Source organism: Nostoc sp. UHCC 0870, assembly GCF_022063185.1.
In the GTDB taxonomy this organism is placed as follows: domain Bacteria; phylum Cyanobacteriota; class Cyanobacteriia; order Cyanobacteriales; family Nostocaceae; genus Trichormus.
Genome location: NZ_CP091913.1, coordinates 2101268 through 2119880 on the forward strand (window position 1 = coordinate 2101268; position 18613 = coordinate 2119880).

Genomic DNA, 18613 nt, shown 5'->3' on the forward strand with positions numbered 1-18613 from the left:
ATGGTATTAATTAATCAATGTAGTTTTGTAAGTTTGTAGTAAGCACTTTAGTGCTTAGAAAAATCAGGACTAAAGTCCTTACTACGAACTTGCAACTTGCTGGAATATTATTGCCACTCCTCGAATTCATTATTCCTATTACGTAGTAATGAGGTAATTTTAGTGCGGTGGGTTTCAAAGTTAGCGGCGATGGAAATTAGGGCAACACCAACTAGTAACCCAACTACCCATTTGAGGAAGGGGTAGCGCAAACTAAATATCACTAATTGGTAAATACTAGTAATGAAAAAGGCGGTTGTGCCAACGTAAAGAAATGCCCGCACACGTAAAGCTAACCCGGCAAAAATAGCAATCAGGGCAAATCCTCCCGGTATTAAGGGCGTATGTTGATAAAATACAATTGCCCAGCCGCAAATTATACCACTGCTGATTAATCTTAAAGTGTGACGGGGGAGTTTATTTTCTGACTGTTGCAGTGGCGGGTCTACTTGGGCAAGATACAGCAGTGATAAACCAATCACTGTCACATACCATAAGGAATCATTCAGGCGTAACCTATCAAACCACAAAAACAACGCCCAATCTATCAAGACCACACTAATATATGTGAAGCGAATGTTTTCACCCAGCTTGGCTAGAAAAACATAGTACCCAGCCGCAATTACCAAGGTAATCGGGTAAACTTCTAGTCTAGTTTCCCCCAGAATCACTAGGGGGACAATGTAAGCGGCTAGTCGCCAAGGTTGTTTAGACCAGCCCCAACGCTCCCAAGGTAGACTGTATAAAAAGTAAGCAAATACGCAGGCGATCGCACCATTCCAAGGTACTAACGCCCCTGTGATAAACTGTCCTACGGCGGTTTCTCGCCAATAAACCCTCATCCCAGCTATTAATAAGAAGCCGAGGTACACCCAAAAGTCTGCTGTGGGGATGCGTCCAAAAACTAGGGTGTCATTTTCGTTAGCAGGTTGTTTACCTTGCAAGATGGCATAGGAAATCAAAAATGCCCCTGTTCCTAATCCCACCATACGGTTAACTTGAATAGGTAGGACAATTGCCGCCATGAGTAAGCCGCTACTCCAAACCCAATGCAGATGGGCAATACCTTTGAGTTCTTGGGGGGTGAGGCGTAACCATGTTGTCAGCCACGGGGTAAGGACGCGGTAGACTGACATGATAGTCGTACCCAAGGCAGCCATTGCAATTAAGCCGTCACCTAAGCCGCCGCCGGAGGCTTGCAACATTTGGTAGAAGAGGAGTTCATAGGCAGAGATAGAAATGCCGATAATCCCCAAATACAGCAAGGGTTTTAAGTCGCGGTTGCGTCGTCCTACCCCAACAAAGATTAATGCTACACCCAAAGAAGCCAACCCCGACCAATTGGTAAAGACATTTACCCGCAGCAATACACTAAATGCACCATAAATCAAGGGTAAAACGTGGAAGCTGCTGGGAAGTCGAGTTAATTGGAATCTGCGCCGCCACCATTCGCCCAAAATCTGCGAGAATAAACCCAAGGCAATGTTAGCGATCGCAATACGAATAATTGAATGTTCCCCAAAGCCCAAAACTTCGGCAACTAATAACTCTACACCCCAACCGATGCCATAAAATGCCCAGTTTGTTGGTTGTTGCCAACTGCGATAAATAATGGCTGCTAAGGTGATGGTTGTGGCGATTAAGTACCAAAATCCGGGCGTGACAAAACCCTGATAAACTAAGGAAGAATGTAGGGTCATTAAGAATAACTCTACAGTGCATAGTGCGATCGCCCATTTATCACTAGCGGCTGCATACATCCCCGCTAATTCATCATCCCGCCGTAATAGTATTGTTCTTACTAACCATAAGCCGAAAGTAGCGATCGCACCAACAACAAACCACCCCGGTATGGCTAGGCGTGCTAAACCAGGGATACCTTCCCACAGCACCGCCGTGATAAAGCTTAAACCAAAGCCAATGGTGACACCTGCACATTGTTGGCTGAATAAATAGCGGGTGTTGGTATACATCACACCAGTACCCACCGCCAAGCCAATTAATCGCATTCCTGGTAAGGGTAAGGTGAGTAACTGCACTGCACACACCGTCAGAACACCCAAGAAACTATTTGCAGTCAGGCGTTGAGTTGTCCGACTAGCTAAAACGGTGAGTGCAATAGGTGTAGTTAACCAAATTACTCCCCAATAGTCTTGGCTGTTAATTACTCCTGTCCAAGCTGATTCGGCATTTGTCCACAGCAACAAGAAACTCACGGCTGCTAGGACAAATCCCATGTGCCATGCACTACGCCGCCATAGTTCGTTTTGACCGAACCCTCTAACCCCCAAAGGGGGAATATGTAGAGACGTTGCGTGCAACGTCTCTACAGTTGTAGGGGAGGGGTTTTCTCTATCACTAAGACTAAATCCCCACTCTGCTAGCATCAGCACTAATAAAATACTTGCCCACAGATGGAAAGCTAGATTTGGTAATAGCCAATTAATCACCGAACAAAATGTCAGCACTCCCATTGTGTGCGTCAGATACACCAAGGGAATAGGGAGAGGAGAACGCCGCTTGCTGACAACTGCCAGAGTGATGGTAGAACAGAGAAAATTGAGCGATCGCAAGGTAGGATTAACGGTAGCGATCGCAGTTAAACAAGTCCCAAATAACAGGGTGATAAATTCGCCAAATTTTGCTGTTTCTCGCTTGTTGGCTGCGCGTAAACTCTCCGTTACCACCACCATGAACACTAGGTAGGGAAATAACACCACACTCAATAAAGCCCAAGGTTCATTTTGAGATTGGGTGATTTGCGTTCCCACTGTGATAGCTAATTGCTGCAAACCAGAGGGAACTAACCGCCAACCCAACCAAATTGCCTGCAAGCCAATAACAAACAATAATAATAAATCAATCTGTAAGCTATATCTGTACAACCGGACTGTCACCGCCCACAAAGCCAAGCCACTCACAGCTATAGCTTGGGCTGGATGATTAAATACTGCTACCAACCACCCCAAAAACAGCAAAATCCCGCCCAGTCTTTCCCAAAGCACATCCGCTTGCAATACAGGGGCATTATTTTCACTCTCTCCCCCGCTCCCCTGCTCCCCTGCTCCCCATCTTCCCTGCTGTGCTAACCAAGTTCCTAACCAACCGCAGATACCAATAGCTAAACCTAATTGAGTAACATCAACCCCAGCAACAAATATTCCTCGTCCTAGTAGGAGTAATAAAGCATAAATAATTACAGACGCATATAAATTAATCCCTAATCCCGGCGGTTGTGCCTCTAGTGGTGTAGGTGGCTGGCGGCGATGTTGATACAGCGTCAGGATAGTCGTACCTACCATTGCCACATAAATCGCCGTCAGGGGAAATAAAGGTAATTGCCAACCCCAATGCAAATAAATCAATCCCAAAATATTGAATAGAGGTAACTTCCCTCTAGGTGCATTGGTGATGAGTGTGCGATTTTTACATAATACAATCGTAATTATAGTGAGGATTGGAGCTGCGATCGCCACTATCAACCAATCTAAGAGATTACGCCACAACCCGAAGCTATCCATTGCCCAAAAGTTAATCGGCACTAACAACAGAGTGACAATCAGCAGTGTCTGAGCTGTTAATCTCAAGTTATTTTGTTTACCAGCCCAAAAACTTAAACCCCAAAAACTCAAAGTATAGGCAAATAACACCCCATACTGTCCCGAAGCGGGGAATCTCTCCCACTGGCTAGCCGCCAAGACTCCAGAAGATAAGACTACTAAAAATACACCCAAAAACAGCAGCCAACGGACGCTTAATTCTGCCCCTAAAGACTGCAACATTTGGTTAGCAAAATTGGGTTTTGCTGGTTTTTTTAGTTTTTTTGGTTCTTCAGGTAGATAGGCAATTAATGGTTGTTCTAATCTCCTAGGGGATGCAGCTACTCGCTGTGGTTCAAGTTCAACCTGGGGTTGCAACTCCACTCGACAGGAAAGAAATTCTCGACATACTTGTCTAACTTGGATATCGGATATTAAACCCAAGCGCAACCATATATCCAACCCTGCCAATAACTCAGGATGGTTGGAAGATATTTTTAACTCAATTTTAGGCGGATGCTCAAAGGGCGATGACATAAGCCGCAGGGGGTTTGGTAGATACTTAAATCTTCATTCGATTACAGTATAGTTATGCGATCGCTATGCCAGTTATTTTACTGACCGATAGTAATTATTCATGTAAGTTCTTATTCCTTAATCTTTATAGAACCCCGGTTTCTGTGAAAATATCTGTCGTTCATCATTAGACCTCTTGCAACAGTCCCACAATGAGATGTGTCATTGTGAATGAAATGTATAATCTTTGAGATGTTTCGCTTCGCTCAACATGACAGTTTCAGCATTTATGCAAAATGTCTATTGACAAAGGTATTGCGAAGAAACCGGGGTTCTGAAGTATATAACGTTTCCTAATCAAATGACATATGTGATAGCCCCCTCTCCTCGCTGGCGGGGAGGGGGTTGGGGGTGGGGTTCGAGATTACTTTTAACTAAAGTTTATCTTTTACCCTTTTGCGCCTGTCCCCCTTGAGGTAAAAGTTCAAATTCAAAATTACCCACGAGACGGTTATCAACATATACGTGTATTGTATGTTTACCTGGAGGATCACCGGGTGCGATCGTCCAAAAATTCTCAATCACACCATCTTTAGCTAACTGTGTGCGATTAGAAATAGCTTCAACACCGTCTGGTGATAACGTGAAGTTTTCACCATTATCTGTAGCCCAGGTTTCTGGAGGCTTTGGTAATCGTATTACTTCCCGCCATTTGACTTCACCCTGAACATTTTGCAGTTGAATTCGCCAGCCGTATTTGTTACCTTCCGCTAGAGGTACTTTCGTTGAAGGTGTGAAGTTAAATGTCCCTTCAGAGTCAATTTTGGCGATACCAAACTCAGCTTTACGAACATCAATCTGTTGAGCTTTGTTTGACTGGGACTGAATAGGTGTCTTAGCATTGTTGGCAAAAACAGAAGGATGAAGAACCCCAGACATTACCAAAGAAGAAGTGAGTACAACTGTCGCAGCCCAAATTCTCATTATCAAAATTTTTATGTCAGTTACTGGTACTTATTCAACTACTTTTTGCACCCTTCCGGTAGAGCTTTCATTGATTTTAAAATGGTATGTAACCCAAAAAATAGGCAAGTGTAATTGATGTTAATTGGTGATACTTACGTAAATGAATTATATGTAGCCAAAAATAAATTTAATTGTGGCGATCGCTACCATATCGATTTTAAGATGATTGTCATTATTTTCTTACATTGCGGGTAATGCTAATTCTGACCATGCAGCTTTAATTACAGACTTTATTTTACGTTGAAAAATCCTACATATTTAATTTATTTCAGAACACCGATGTTTCAGATAAACTGAAATTTTAAACTTTCAGTCATGATAGCGTATTGATATTTAATTTATGCAGCAAAATTAAAGATGATTGAGTTTAATCACCACTATAGACTTATCGAAATATTTTTGTTAGAACTAGACTAGATATCTTGCACAAATGCTGAAGCTGTCACGTTGAGCGAAGCGAAACATCTCAAAGATTGTACATTTCATTCAGAATGACACATTTCATTTTCAGGCTTTTGCAAGATGTCTACTGAATACAAGTTTGTAATTCATATTTTTAAATTCTGGGAAACTGAGGTTTTGGATGAAATACTTTTATATAAGCCTAGTTTTAGTAATGAGTGCGATCGCAGTTAGCCAAACTGCCTATGCTAACCAAGAAAATCCCCTCGAAATCACCAGCGAACGTCATGAGGCTGCGGCTTTGTTGACAGAAGCAGTCACCATCAATAGTCAGTGGAATAATCCCATTAACCAAACCAATAATCTTCAAGATACCGCCAGTTCTCTGACAGTGGTACAAGAACAAGGATGTAAAAACTTCAACCCACTAGAATTTCTGGAAAATCCTGATGCTATCTTGAAAAAATGCCAGGAATCCGCAAGTAAGCAAATTCCGCAACGCACTGAACCAGTCGATTATCTCAAAGTACCCCGCCTCGATTCTGGTTGGAAGCTAACGGTGACTAAATTTTAAATATCAGGTAGACAAAATAAAAATAGGTTTCGCGCATTAAAAAAGGTATTTGGCTTTGCAAACTACGATAGCGGGTAGTAGGTGTAGGCGATGGATACGCATCCATACCTAAATCTCGCGCCATCCATACAGCTCGTTTAAGATGCAAAGGATCACTCACAATGAGACACTTAGTTAATTGGTGATGAGATGCGATTTCCCCAGCATTTTTGAGGTTTTGGCGAGTTGTGCGCGACTGAGTTTCAGTGAGAATATCGGCTGCTTTTACCCCTTGCTGAGTCGCATAGTCTTTACCAACTATAGCTTCGGCGGGTTCATTCTTGTCTCCAACCCCACCAGTAAAAATAATCTGATTCACATCGCCATTTTTATATAAGTTAACGGCGTGGTTAATGCGTTCTCGAAACACTGGTGAAGGTTCTTCTCCCCAGACGGCTGCACCCAAGACAATTGCTGCATCTGCTTTGAGATTGTGGGTGTTACTTCCATACAAATAAATGCTGATGGCTGTAGATGCGATCGCCACTAGCAATGCAGACATTAAAGCCAGTAAAATCAAGACTAGCGATTTTTTCGACATTTTGACTTATTTACCCTTCCACCAAATTCCAGAAGTACCCATCCGGCGCAACAAAGGAGAAACTTTTCTCCCTAAACTCATTTTCGACAATACTAGTAAATTTTGGCACAGGACTAGCCTGAATGCGATCGCAAAATGTTTCTATTCCTCGCACCCGGTAAGTATAGAGTGACATCCCCAAACTACCAGGTTGCGCTGCTTCAAACCGTGACTCTAAATTCATCCCATTGGGAAACCGAATCACATACAACCTCCCACTCCGCGCCGCCATCATATCAGACTTAGAGGAACGGGGATCATCAAAGGTAGTGACAATAAACTTTTCCCCTGGTTGTAAATCAAAAATATCTCTTCCCGCCGGAGAAGATTCATAGCTAGTTTCCACATCATCACGCACCCGCAACAAACCCAAAACTTCTTCGTAAAATTTCAGGCTTTCCTTACTGTCATCCTGAACGATAATCCCCATGTGGGTAAACTGACTAGTCTGGAAAGCACAGATGTGGTTAATTTCGCCGTAATTAGGAATGGTATAGCCAAACCTTTGAAAAAAAACCTGCCGAGTCAATGGTTGCAATAACAACATTTCGCGCACCCCAACCACCGGATCGATAAAAGGACGCTTTTTTTGCTCTTTTTGGTAAATTACTTCCCAGTAAGGGGGAGTATAGCGGATAGCCCGACCTGCGGCTTTTGCTTCCTCTGCATGGTTTAAAATGGTTAAGACATCAGCCGTTAAACTAGTAGCCCAACGATTGCCCTTAATTTTCATTGAGGCTAAACCCAACCCTGGATTTGTGGGATTTTGCCACACCATCAACCTAATCAAACCATGATCTGCATTTTGGTGGTACAGGCGAATCGAGCGTAAACCAGAATTCACCCCATACAATTGATAAGCTGCACTAGGGGACAGTTCACCCATTTGGCCGATTCGATAGCCAAATTGTTCCCAGTATTGAATTGCAAAAATTGCATCGGGAACACCAATACAGACTTCATAGATACCTTCAATCGCAGCCTGAGTCATGCCAAAATGTAAGTTGTAAATGACATATTTTAGAATATTTCCCAGAGATTTTTTTTTGCGTCCTTTATAGACCAATTTTATTTGCAGGTTTTGCTCTTTTTGAAGGTTATCTGCTTTAATTCTGCCAGATTCTAGTAAAAAAATATTACTGAAACCATCAGGTATTTCTATAATTTTTGAACTATTGATAAATTTATATTTAGTATCTGCCTTCAGTTGGTAACTAAGGGATATAGCTGCGTTTTTATTGGCTTCCATTATTAACAAAGAATTATTCTTCTTGTTCATCTTTTCAGCTATGAGAATATGATCATGTGATATGGTTCTTTTATTCCACCAAGTATCCATTTGAGAGCTAACACCACAAGATACGATCCCACCCAAAAGTAGAATAAACAACCCTAATTTCCATAGGTTAGCCTGTAATAATTTGCCGTTTTCAGGCTGAATTTTTATAGCGAATAAATAAGCTACAGATAACTGAATAGCTAAATAACAGGGAAAGAAATATCTGGACATGATAGAACGATATCCCCCAACGATTAAATCTGGCAATGTCAATGGTAGTGCATTGACAATTATCAGGGTAAAAAGTAATAACCATATTTTTGGTGAAGTCTTGCGGCTAATAAAATAGAAGGAGTAGGCAACCAACAGTAAGATGAGAGGAATGAGATAATTAGCAAATTTTAGATTCAAAGGAGATTTTGGGAAGTAGGTAAAATAAAACCAAAAATCCATGAAACTATAACTTATATTCCTCATCCATTCCGATATCAAGCCCGATATTGGTATAGATTCTAATGCCCATTTTGAGGTCTCTTTCAAACTATTTAAGTTAATAATTATCGTCACAATCCAAGGCGTAAATAACAGGATTGAGGTCAATGCTGAAACGAAATAACCAATAAATATCTTACTGAATTTAAAATTTTCTCTAATCAATAGATATATACCATGACTAATCACAACTAAAATATTGAGTAGGTAAGAATAAAGTCCTAACACAGATGTTGCTGTATAAATTACCCAACTGACTTTAGTTTTTACCCTTAATGCTCTTAAAAATGATGCACTTGATAGTAAAACTGTAATCATCCACAAGCTATAGGGTCTTGCTTCCTGAGCATACAAAACTTGCACTGGGGAAACAGCCATGATAACAATAGCAATCCACCCCACCAATGCTGATTCAAATAATTCTAAACATAACCAATAAGTTAACGGAAATATTAGTATGCCAATGAAAGCAGATAAACTGCGGATGACGGCCACACTGTTTCCGAAACACTGTACCCAGAATCTAGCTGTTGCAAAATATATTGGTGGAAACTGTGGTTCTTCCTGTGCTAAACCTTTGATGGTATCTTGTAATCCTTTTTCAGAATTTATCAGCTGATATTTTTGTATATCCTGTTGAGTGTAAATCTTGTCTTGACTTGTGTCTTGCTCTACTTCGGCTGAGGTATAACCGGATATTCTTAAAGAAGTATATGTCTCATCTCCCCAATAAACTTTTTTTCCTAAATTCACAAATCTAAAAAATATGCCAATTACTAATATAGTAATTAATAAGAATTTAAATATTTTTGGTGGTTTCGTCATTGATAATTTTGGTAAAAAATTCAGATTTTCATATCATAACTATCAATATTAAAACGGAAGCTCACAAATATAATACATAGCTTCAAAAAAATTATTAATTCCTACATGGGAATCAGATTTGATTTTTGAAAAAAATCTTTATAGTTACCTATTTACTGTAAGATTTCCCTGGCTACGCAAATAACTTCAATAATTAAAATAGATTATTATATATTTTAATTTTAAGATAATATATGTATTAAATTAGAAAATCGCTTTAAATCTTGCAGCACAGCATTAGCTGATTGATAGCGATCGCTAAAATGATAACGCACCATCTTATCTAAAATTTCTGCCAATTCTGCACTAACTTCTGCGGATTCTCTCCACATCACATTACCTGTTTCGGGGTCTGGTTGGAGTTCTTGGGGTGATATCCCTGTTAATGCTTGAATCCCCATCATACCGAGAGCGTAAATATCACTAGATAAACGGGGATGTCCGGCAAATTGCTCTGGTGGTGCATACCCCCGCGTCCCAATGGCGACTGTGGCTAATTCTGTTTCATCGCTGCTGGGTGGCTGCATTAACTTGACTGCACCAAAATCAATTAATACTAATCGGTTATCTTTAGCAGACCTAATAATATTCGTTGGTTTAATATCTCGATGAATAACCCGATGCTCATGTATAAATGCCAAAATTTCTAAAACTTCTTTGAGCATTGCAATCACAAAAGCTTCACTTTTGATATTTTCTGTAGGGGGTAATTCCTCATTTAATGTGTGTCCAGAAATATATTCTTCTATTAAATAAAACTCTTCATCAGTTTCAAAATAAGCAAATAGTGTGGGAATTTGTTGATGTTTACCCAACACTTCTAAAATCTCAGCTTCAGTATTAAATAACCTGCGAGCAACTTGTAAAAACTTGGTATCCCGACGGGCTGGCATTAACTGTTTTACTACACAACTAGGATTCCCTGGTCTTTGGGTATCTTGGGCTAAATAGGTGCGACCAAATCCCCCTGAAGCAATCACGGAAATAATATGATAACGACCACTTAATAATAAGTCCCCAGTATTTTTTTCTGGGGTGACAATAGCAGCATGATTGTGAGAATGTTGGTCATAAACTGCTGTAGTAGCTATAGTTGCTTGAGTTTCTTGTAACAGGATATTTAACTGCTCAATAGCTGCTTGTTGTTGTTCCACTTGCAGCAGTATGACCTTGGTTTGCTGCTGTGTTTTGTAGGTGGTGTAGGTCATGACACTCACACTACTCATCACTAAAGCTAAAGCTGGAGGAATCAGGGGAAGCCATCCAGCTTGGAGAAACAAACCAGTACATATCCCTACTAAACCAGCTAGAGTTATACCGCCCACTACTACCAACAATAAAGGATGTCGCAGTCGCCATCCCAAAACACTCCCCATTAATGACCAACCCCCAAGCCAAATTAGTTCTACCCAGTCAGGCCAATACCACATTAGGGGTCGTTTGTCCAAGACTGTGCTGAGGAGTTGACTAGCTATTTGCGCGTGAATAAAAACAGCAGGTGTTCTAGCTGGTTGTTTGGATGCAGCCGTGTAGGGTGTATATAATCCAGGGTGAACACTGGCGGCTGTTGTGCCAATAATTACTAGTTTATCTTTGACCCAATTGGGGTTAACTTGATTATTCAGAACTTGAGTGAGAGTAACAGTTTGAGCCAAGTGGTTGGGGTGGCGGTAATTTAAGAGAATTTGATAACCACGAGCATTGATAGCTTGATAACTACCAGAATTAGCTGAGAGAATGGGGAAGATAGTTTTGCCGAGATAAAAATTGTGTTTTGCAAAATCAACATTAATATCGGCTTGTTCTAGATAGTTAATCGCTGCTAAAGCGGCGAATGAAAATTGTGTATCACACTTTTGATCTATTGGCTCAGAAAATAATAAAGCACGGCGAATAATTTGGTCTTCCTGACTGTCAGGAATTAAATCGTTATAACCAATATTCTCTGGCGGTAAATTGGGAGGGGCTGAAATTTCTGACCTACCCATACTGCTAAACAAACAAGTGCCAATAATATTATGAGGATTTTCTAGACCATTGGCTAAATTGTTTTGCGTCGGCCGGTAAATATTTAGAGCAATAACACGGGGTTGATAAGATTCTAATTTTGCTAATAGTTTATTAATAGTGGCATCTGACAGAGGCCATTTTTCCAGGGTTAAATCTTCTTCAGTAATTGTTACTACTAATATACGTGGATCTGGTGGTTCTATAGGACGCGATCGCAGCATCTGATCATAGGCTTTCAACTCCCAAGACTGCAACCATTTCAATTCTCGACTTCCCCAGACTAAAGCTGTCACCCCTAGACTAGTCACCAAAATTATCTGCCACCAGTGCTGATTAAAACTAGTGTCACGGTAACTTTTATCTTTGATGAATGCACTTTTGAGTCTGTTTAATATTCCACTAATCACGGCGTTGGGAAAGTAGCCTGAATTGGGGTGAGCGATTTAATTCAGTTATCAGTTATCAGTTATCAGGCGTAAAGTGGGGGACTTATACCCACGGATAAATAGATCACTGTTCACTGTTAACAAAATGTAGGGGTCTAAATCCCCGTTACAACACGTAATTGCGAATTGCGAATTGCGAATTGCGAATTGCGAATTGCGAATTGGTTTAAACTATCTCTTCTTGTTGAGCATCTACAACTTGAGTCGCCGATGTTAAAGGAATTGCGTCAGTAGATGGAGCAAAGGACTCTACTTGAGACTGTTCACTTCCATCACTAAAATAAGATCCAATAATCTTTTCATAGTTAGAAGCCACCGCTAAAAAAGCACCACCCAAAATATAGATAGGTAATGGCAGAGAAAATGCTTTTAACCAGTCAAAAAGTTCTGCTAAGGCAAATAATACCAAAAAGCAAGCCAACCAAACCCTCATATCTCCATCCCCTCTATCTCAGTAACTATATATATAGGGTTTTAAACAGTGTTCAAGAACCTGCTCAAATTTCCTCAAAATCCTCTATAATTAGCATAAGCGAGAACCAAGCTAAAAAAAATTAAGGCTTGAGAACCTGTACAAAACTTTTAAGAGTAGCCAGCCTGTAGCAAGGTAACTGAGAAAACCCAGAAGTTTTAAATGGCTGAAAATAAGGGAGTAAAGTAGCGAAGTTTCTCACTCAATCAAAAACTGAAAAATAGGGTGAGTTACACCCGATTTTAAGCCTGTGGACTGGATAATGCCGACATTACCAGAGTGAAACAGGAAGCTAACGCCTTAAGTCTTCGAGTAGATTTGAGCAAGTTTAGTTTAACGGTAAACAGCTTGCATGATACATGATGTCCAGTTTAACCACAATTTTAGAGGCAGCAAGCAGGAGAGACAAGGGGACGAGGACAAGTATTAACAGCTATGAACTTCTCCTAACAAGACCTCGCAAGGTGCGCCGGTCGCAGCAGGGAGGTTTCCAGGGAGGTTCAACTGTCGCCAATAGGCTAAAACAGCAAAGGCGATCGCTTCTTTAAAATTAGCATTCAAACCTACGTCATCAGTTGTTGAAACTGGTATTTCTCCCAATAATAACTGCAACCTTTGCTGCAAATAAAGATTACGACTACCGCCGCCACATAAAAAGACGTGGTTGGGCATTTCTGGTAAAAATGTATGGTAACTGTGAGCAATGGAAGCCGCCGTCAATTCTGTCAGTGTTGCCAGCATATCAGCCGGACTCAGTTGATACGGTGTAGCATCTTGGAAACACTGATCCAGGTAATCTACACCAAACAACTCCCGACCAGTGGATTTTGGTGGGTGTAGATGAAAGTATTCGTGAGATAACCATTGTTCCACCAAGGGATCGCAGGGATTACCGCTAGCCGCCCATTTACCACCGTCATCGTAGGTTTTAGCACCATCTGTTAATTGCTGCACTGCTAAATCTAGCAAACTATTACCAGGGCCAGTGTCCCAACCACGAATTTTATTTAACCAGTCGTCACGACGGGGGGGAATATAAGCCACATTCCCAATCCCGCCCACATTTTGAATGCAACGACCCTCTTGGGGATGACTGAGTAAAAACGCATCAACTCTAGGTACAAGAGGCGCACCGTGACCACCAATAGCAATATCAGCCACGCGAAAGTTGCTCACAGTTGTAATTTTCGTTAGGTCAGCAATTACAGCACCACGACCCAGTTGTAAGCTATAGCCAAGAGAATGCTTCCCCACCCCCTTACTTTCAGGCGGTCGATGATAGACAGTTTGACCGTGAGAACCAATCAAAGTAGCTGGCTGGTGGTCTGTTTGAATATTTTGGGCGGCTTGGGCAAAACTTTTGGCGATCGCATCATCTAATTCTGCTAATTCTGCCATTGAGATAGCTAAACCCGCACAAACTGCCAATATTTTTTCTCTCAGTTCCTCAGGATAGGGATAGGTTTTCCCTGCTAGTAACTCAACTTGCAGATCCAAATCTGTACCAGAAATTTCTACCAAAGCAGCATCTATACCATCTACAGATGTACCACTGATTAAACCAATCACGCGGGTAGGAGAAGCAGTTTGTCCAGTCTGGGGCATAAACAGAGGCTCTTATAAAAAGGTAAACGGTAAAAGGCAAACGATAAAATACCTACGCTGTAAGCTTTTTGCTAATTTTGAATAGTATTGTCTTCCTACCTTCCGCCATCGTGTAGTAGTTTAGTTGATGCCATTGCCCGTGTCAAAAAACAGATGGTTGATTTGCTGTGATTATTCAGCTTTGAAGGATGCTAAAGGCTTCTGAGTAGTTTCCATCTAACAATAGCGTGAGTTTTCATCTCTTCTTTAAATTCAGTGTTAGCCAAAAGACAATACTTTAAAGACTAATGGCGATTTCATCATAAGTTCATAATTGTTCCCAAGAACAAATATTGTTACCACATATTTTCTCTGTAATTACACCAATTTTTGCGATAAAAAAGTTGATTGAATCACTAACTTGTGTCCTTTTATTTGTTGATTAAATTCCAGTAATTACATCCTGGTTTCTATTACAAATTAGTTACACAATTTACTTATACACAACATCATCAGGGCAATTCAAAAATATGTTAATCAAAAAACTGGCTTGTGCTGCTGCTCTTTCTGCATCTGCGATCGCTCCTCTTGCTTATGCTGGTTCTGCCCATGCTGTTAGCCTGACCTACACTGCTGGTGCTTACCGTACACCAGGCGTAACTAATGAAGGTGCTTTCTCTGAAAATGTTAACAATAAGAATTTTACAACTATTGATTTCAATGGTGTAACAGACAAAAACTTTCAAGGTAACGATCTGGTAAAATACACCTTTTCTGGCGGTAGCTATGCTACAAGCCCTGGAAGCACGGGTATATTTAATGATCGATGGGCCCCTGCTGGTGCTGGTGGTGAAGTAAATAAGAGCAAATATTTAGCAGTTTTTCAAAATAACTCTGTCAGTATCACAGCCAAGAATGGTGGCGTTTTCAACTATTTTGGTCTTAATGCAGGTGCTTTAAGCACTGGCAATACTTTTGAGTTACTCAAGGGAGGAGTAACCGTTGGTAAATGGGACTACGCAGCGTTGAACAAGATTGCGACAGTTGTGGGTATCGACATGAACGACCAAAAGAATGGCTTCTTTGAGTTTTTCTCTGACAGCGCGCTAGACAACTTTGACGAAATTAAGCTTTCCCAAGTTGGAGGCGGTGGATTTGAAAGTGACAACCACACATTTCGCATTGGTAGTGGTAAGTTCAATAACCCCCAATCTACTCCTGAACCTGGCGCAATCTTGGGGATGCTAGCTGTGGGTGGTATGGTGCTACACCAACGCCGCAAGCAAAAGTTGCAAGATGCTAAATAGTATTAATTGAAACAATGAGAGATTAGCCAAATTAAAAATAGATGATACTCTTGGAAAACTTGGCTAGGCCTGAGACATTCTTTAATTGAAAATACTCATGATTATCTCTCCACGATACTTTGTAAGTGTCTGGAGATAATTTTTATCTAGATGTTTTCTCGCTAGCGATAATGTGTAAATCAATGTTTTTGAGTAACCGCACCAATTTTTGAGTTAAAGACCCTTTGAGGAGGATTTGCCAACGCGATCGCTGACTTTCACCGATGACGATTTGAGTTATATGGTGTTTCTCTGCAACTTCGGCGATCGCGTTGGCTATGTTATTGTTAGTGACGCGGATAAAAGTGCCTGCAAATTCTCTACACAACTTTTCGCAGGTATCGATATGTAAGCTTTCCTCTTTGGTAAGAAAGCGGTCTGGATCAGCTACAAATAAAACATATAAAGGGGCATTCATGTAACCGGCTAGTCTAGCACCCCGACGTAATAATTGTACCGAGTTGGGATAAGTGGACACACACACCAATACTCGCTCATGAATATTACAGAACTGTCCATTGGGAGTAATAGCGATCGCATCTTCTTCTACGTTGTCGGCTACTTCTCTTAAAGCCAACTCCCGCAACGCAATTAAATTGCGCCGTTGAAAAAAGTTATCGAGGGATTGCTGAATTTTGGCTTGATCATAAATTTTGCCTTCCAGCAACCGTTCTTGTAAAGTTTCCGGTGTGACATCTACGACTACGATTTCATCTGCATCTTCCAGGATGCGATCGGGTACACGTTCTCTAACTACTACCCCAGTAATCCTTGCTACTATATCATTGAGGCTTTCCAAGTGTTGTACATTCATAGTAGAGTAGACATCAATACCTGCTGCCAAGATGACTTCTACATCTTCGTAGCGTTTGGCGCGTGGTGAACCAGGGACATTAGTATGGGCGAGTTCATCGATTAACGCTAGTTGGGGCGTAGATGCGTAGCGGCTTGTCTCCAGACATCGGTTTATAATGGCATCGGTATCCATTTCTGTGAGTATCAAATCTCCCCGCAAAATTTGCCGACGCGGTACAGTCTCTAGTCCCTCTGCTTTATCTGCTGTCTCTTTCCGTCCGTGGGTTTCTAAAAGCCCAATGAAAACATCAATACCTTCTTGTTTGAGTGCTTGGGCTTCTTCTAGCATTCGATAGGTTTTACCCACTCCGGGGGCCATACCAATAAAGATTTTGTGTTTTCCCTTCCGTGCTGCATACATAAATCACAAAAAGCCGTCCTAAAAGGCGATGCACTGAGCAGTTCGACAGGCTCACTGTATCACCTGTCGAATTGACGGGGCTTTAAACCCAGTTTTTCGGTAATGTACTAGAAAATAAATAGAGGGAATTCCAAATAAAAAACGTCCCAAAATTTCTTGTGGGATAGGCAAGATGGGATAATTTATTTCCTGGTGTTCCCTTAATAGACACAATATAGTATTGGGCGATAATGCAAAAACTCCTTTTTCATGACAGAGATAGCTTTAGAGCGCAGGCTTTATTTCTTGGTAAAAAAATTAACCTACAAAGATTAGAGAATTACATTTGCTTGGCGACTATGCCATTAATGGTTACAGTAGGTGAACACGGCTGTGCGGTGCTGCTGGGGTATGGTGCAGTGGTTCTATTCAACCTTGAACCTGCGGAAAAAGTAGCCTTTTTGACCAAACTATCCTCTCAAGTTAGTGATTCTTTTACTGAGCCAGAAACAGAAGAGGTAGAAGTTCATCTCAATATTGTCGAAAGTGAGCGAGTTAAGGAAGGAAGAATTTCACTGCATGAATTTAGTGTAGAACGTTTGCAGATAGTGGCTGACATTCTTGCTAAAAGTGTTGTTCTGTCTCACTATGAAACGAGCCTAGCAACTGTATTTGATCAAATTGAACCGTTTGCGGCTAGTCTCCAGAGTGATAACAGAAGTAAACGCAAAAGTCAAGAATTATTACGTCAACTTGGGACTACCCTGTTAGTGCAACATAAAATTGTGGGTCGAGTAGAGATTATTGATAAGCCGGAGTTGCTGTGGGAGTCTCCACAACTAGAAAACTTATATCTGCGCTTAGAGGATGAATACGAAATTCGTGAGCGTCACAATGCCTTGGAACGTAAACTAGAACTAATTTCCCAAACTGCACAAATAGTTCTGGAGTTCATGCAGCATAGCAGTAGCCAGCGAGTAGAGTGGTATGTGGTAATTCTCATTGTGGTGGAGATTCTGCTGTCACTGTACGACATCATTTTTAAACACTAACGGCTTAGTGCCTAAAAATGCCATTAGTATGTTTATTTGCACATGAATCAAAGTTTAATTCTTATCAATATCAATTAAAATCTGAACATCATTCCAAATCACTCAGTAAACTAGAGCATATGTCTCAACTGTTTGCCGTTGTCGTAGCTACTGTTCCAGAGTATTACGACTATAAAAACGCTCACCCAGAACATGACCAAAATCAACTGGCTTGGTTTCGTGAGCAGCAGGAGAAAGGAACACTACTGTGCTGTGGCCCGTTTTTTCCCCATGATGGAACGGGGCTGTGGGTAATTCAGGCGGAGAATTTAGAAGCGGCTCAAGCGATTGTCAATAGTAGCCCCCGTGTGCGAGATGGGATGTTAGCTGACTCTGCTAGAGTTGTGGAGTGGCAGGTTCATATTGGACATAAGCTTTTTGAGCAAGCAATTTCTACGACTGGCTTGAGCGAATGAGCTATTGGTGCAGCTTGGTAAAAGCTGATTTATGAAGTTGACATAACAAAATTACGGGCGATTTTCACGGTTAATATCTTGGAGGTCAAGAGCATAATTTAACCGCAAAATATTGACTCCTGGCTCACCAAAAATTCCTAAGAATCTACCATCAGTATATTGATTAATTAGAGGTAGAATTTCATTTTCTTTCACATCACGGGCGCGGGCAACTCTTTCTAACTGTTGTCTAGCGGCATTGACGGAAATATGGGGATCTAATCCAGAGCCAGAAGTGTAGATTAAATCCGCCCAAGGTTGCACATTTTCGTCTCGTAGTTGATTAGCTTTTTCGATGATTCTGTTAGCTAATTCTGGATTGCCAGGAGCGAGATTGCTAGCACCAGAGATACCCGTGGGCTTGGCTTTGCGGCCTTGGGAGTATCTAACTGCACTAGGACGACCATGAAAATATTTCTCGGAGGTGAATACCTGACCAATTAAAGCTGAACCAATTGGTTGATCGTCTATATTTTTCATCATGCTACCGTTAGCTTGAGAGGGAAATAAACCTTGACCAATTACTAAAATAGCTAGGGGATAAATGATGGCTGTGATTAACCAAAGTACCAGAGTAATACGAATTGCTTTGATGATTTCTCGAATAAAAGTCATATAAAAATTTCTGGTTATTGTAATTTATTCGTAAGAGTTATTTACTTGG

General features: G+C 41.0%; 13 protein-coding genes and 1 pseudogene. 4 read left to right on the forward strand and 10 right to left on the reverse strand.

Going from position 1 to position 18613, the window contains the following annotated elements; all coding sequences use genetic code 11:
- Nucleotides 1-107: 107 nt before the first annotated feature.
- Both L6494_RS09095 and L6494_RS09100 read right to left on the reverse strand, forming a co-directional pair.
- Nucleotides 108-4115 carry a DUF2157 domain-containing protein gene (locus L6494_RS09095; protein ID WP_237993998.1) on the reverse strand — a complete coding sequence of 1336 codons (4008 nt, stop codon included), beginning with the start codon at nucleotides 4113-4115 and terminating at the stop codon, nucleotides 108-110.
- A 420-nt stretch (nucleotides 4116-4535) separates the two neighbouring features.
- Nucleotides 4536-5078 carry a hypothetical protein gene (locus tag L6494_RS09100; protein ID WP_237994000.1) on the reverse strand — a complete coding sequence of 181 codons (543 nt, stop codon included), beginning with the start codon at nucleotides 5076-5078 and terminating at the stop codon, nucleotides 4536-4538.
- 625 nt (nucleotides 5079-5703) lie between these two features.
- Between L6494_RS09100 and L6494_RS09105 the strand changes: the two genes are divergently transcribed.
- On the forward strand, nucleotides 5704-6096 hold the full coding sequence (locus L6494_RS09105; protein ID WP_237994002.1) for a hypothetical protein: 393 nt from the start codon (nucleotides 5704-5706) through the stop codon (nucleotides 6094-6096).
- Here L6494_RS09105 and L6494_RS09110 read toward each other — a convergent pair.
- From L6494_RS09110 to L6494_RS09135, 6 genes and pseudogenes are all read right to left on the reverse strand, one after another.
- Nucleotides 6086-6676: a YdcF family protein gene (locus L6494_RS09110; RefSeq protein ID WP_237994004.1), complete on the reverse strand. Its 591-nt coding sequence runs from the start codon at nucleotides 6674-6676 to the stop codon at nucleotides 6086-6088. The two genes, L6494_RS09105 and L6494_RS09110, sit on opposite strands and share 11 nt — an antisense overlap.
- 10 nt (nucleotides 6677-6686) lie before the next feature.
- A complete protein-coding gene (locus L6494_RS09115) occupies nucleotides 6687-7706 on the reverse strand; it encodes a VOC family protein (RefSeq protein WP_237995921.1) in 1020 nt (339 codons plus the stop codon).
- Nucleotides 7707-8621: 915 nt separating this feature from the next.
- Nucleotides 8622-9311, reverse strand: a pseudogene (locus tag L6494_RS09120) (glycosyltransferase family 39 protein); the annotation flags it as partial.
- Nucleotides 9312-9532: 221 nt separating this feature from the next.
- Nucleotides 9533-11767 (reverse strand): CHASE2 domain-containing serine/threonine-protein kinase, encoded by a 2235-nt coding sequence (locus tag L6494_RS09125; RefSeq protein ID WP_237994006.1) that lies wholly within the window; start codon nucleotides 11765-11767, stop codon nucleotides 9533-9535.
- Nucleotides 11768-11972: 205 nt separating this feature from the next.
- Entirely contained in the window at nucleotides 11973-12239 is a 267-nt protein-coding gene (locus L6494_RS09130; RefSeq protein WP_237994008.1) for a hypothetical protein, read from the reverse strand.
- 465 nt (nucleotides 12240-12704) lie between these two features.
- Complete coding sequence (locus L6494_RS09135) at nucleotides 12705-13883, reverse strand: anhydro-N-acetylmuramic acid kinase (RefSeq protein WP_237994010.1); 1179 nt, start codon at nucleotides 13881-13883, stop codon at nucleotides 12705-12707.
- Nucleotides 13884-14392: 509 nt separating this feature from the next.
- Between L6494_RS09135 and L6494_RS09140 the strand changes: the two genes are divergently transcribed.
- On the forward strand, nucleotides 14393-15169 hold the full coding sequence (locus L6494_RS09140) for an Npun_F0296 family exosortase-dependent surface protein (RefSeq protein ID WP_237994012.1): 777 nt from the start codon (nucleotides 14393-14395) through the stop codon (nucleotides 15167-15169).
- Nucleotides 15170-15311: 142 nt separating this feature from the next.
- Here L6494_RS09140 and L6494_RS09145 read toward each other — a convergent pair whose 3' ends face one another.
- Nucleotides 15312-16424 carry a universal stress protein gene (locus tag L6494_RS09145; RefSeq protein WP_237994014.1) on the reverse strand — a complete coding sequence of 371 codons (1113 nt, stop codon included), beginning with the start codon at nucleotides 16422-16424 and terminating at the stop codon, nucleotides 15312-15314.
- Between the two features lie 230 nt (nucleotides 16425-16654).
- Here L6494_RS09145 and L6494_RS09150 point away from each other — a divergent pair, with 230 nt between their 5' ends.
- Together L6494_RS09150 and L6494_RS09155 are read left to right on the forward strand one after the other, a co-directional pair.
- A complete protein-coding gene (locus tag L6494_RS09150) occupies nucleotides 16655-17455 on the forward strand; it encodes an RMD1 family protein (RefSeq protein WP_237994017.1) in 801 nt (266 codons plus the stop codon).
- Between the two features lie 119 nt (nucleotides 17456-17574).
- A complete protein-coding gene (locus tag L6494_RS09155; protein ID WP_237994019.1) occupies nucleotides 17575-17910 on the forward strand; it encodes a YciI family protein in 336 nt (111 codons plus the stop codon).
- Nucleotides 17911-17961: 51 nt separating this feature from the next.
- Here L6494_RS09155 and kdpC read toward each other — a convergent pair whose 3' ends face one another.
- On the reverse strand, nucleotides 17962-18564 hold the full coding sequence (gene kdpC, locus L6494_RS09160) for a K(+)-transporting ATPase subunit C (RefSeq protein ID WP_237994021.1): 603 nt from the start codon (nucleotides 18562-18564) through the stop codon (nucleotides 17962-17964).
- Between the last annotated feature and the right edge of the window lie 49 nt (nucleotides 18565-18613).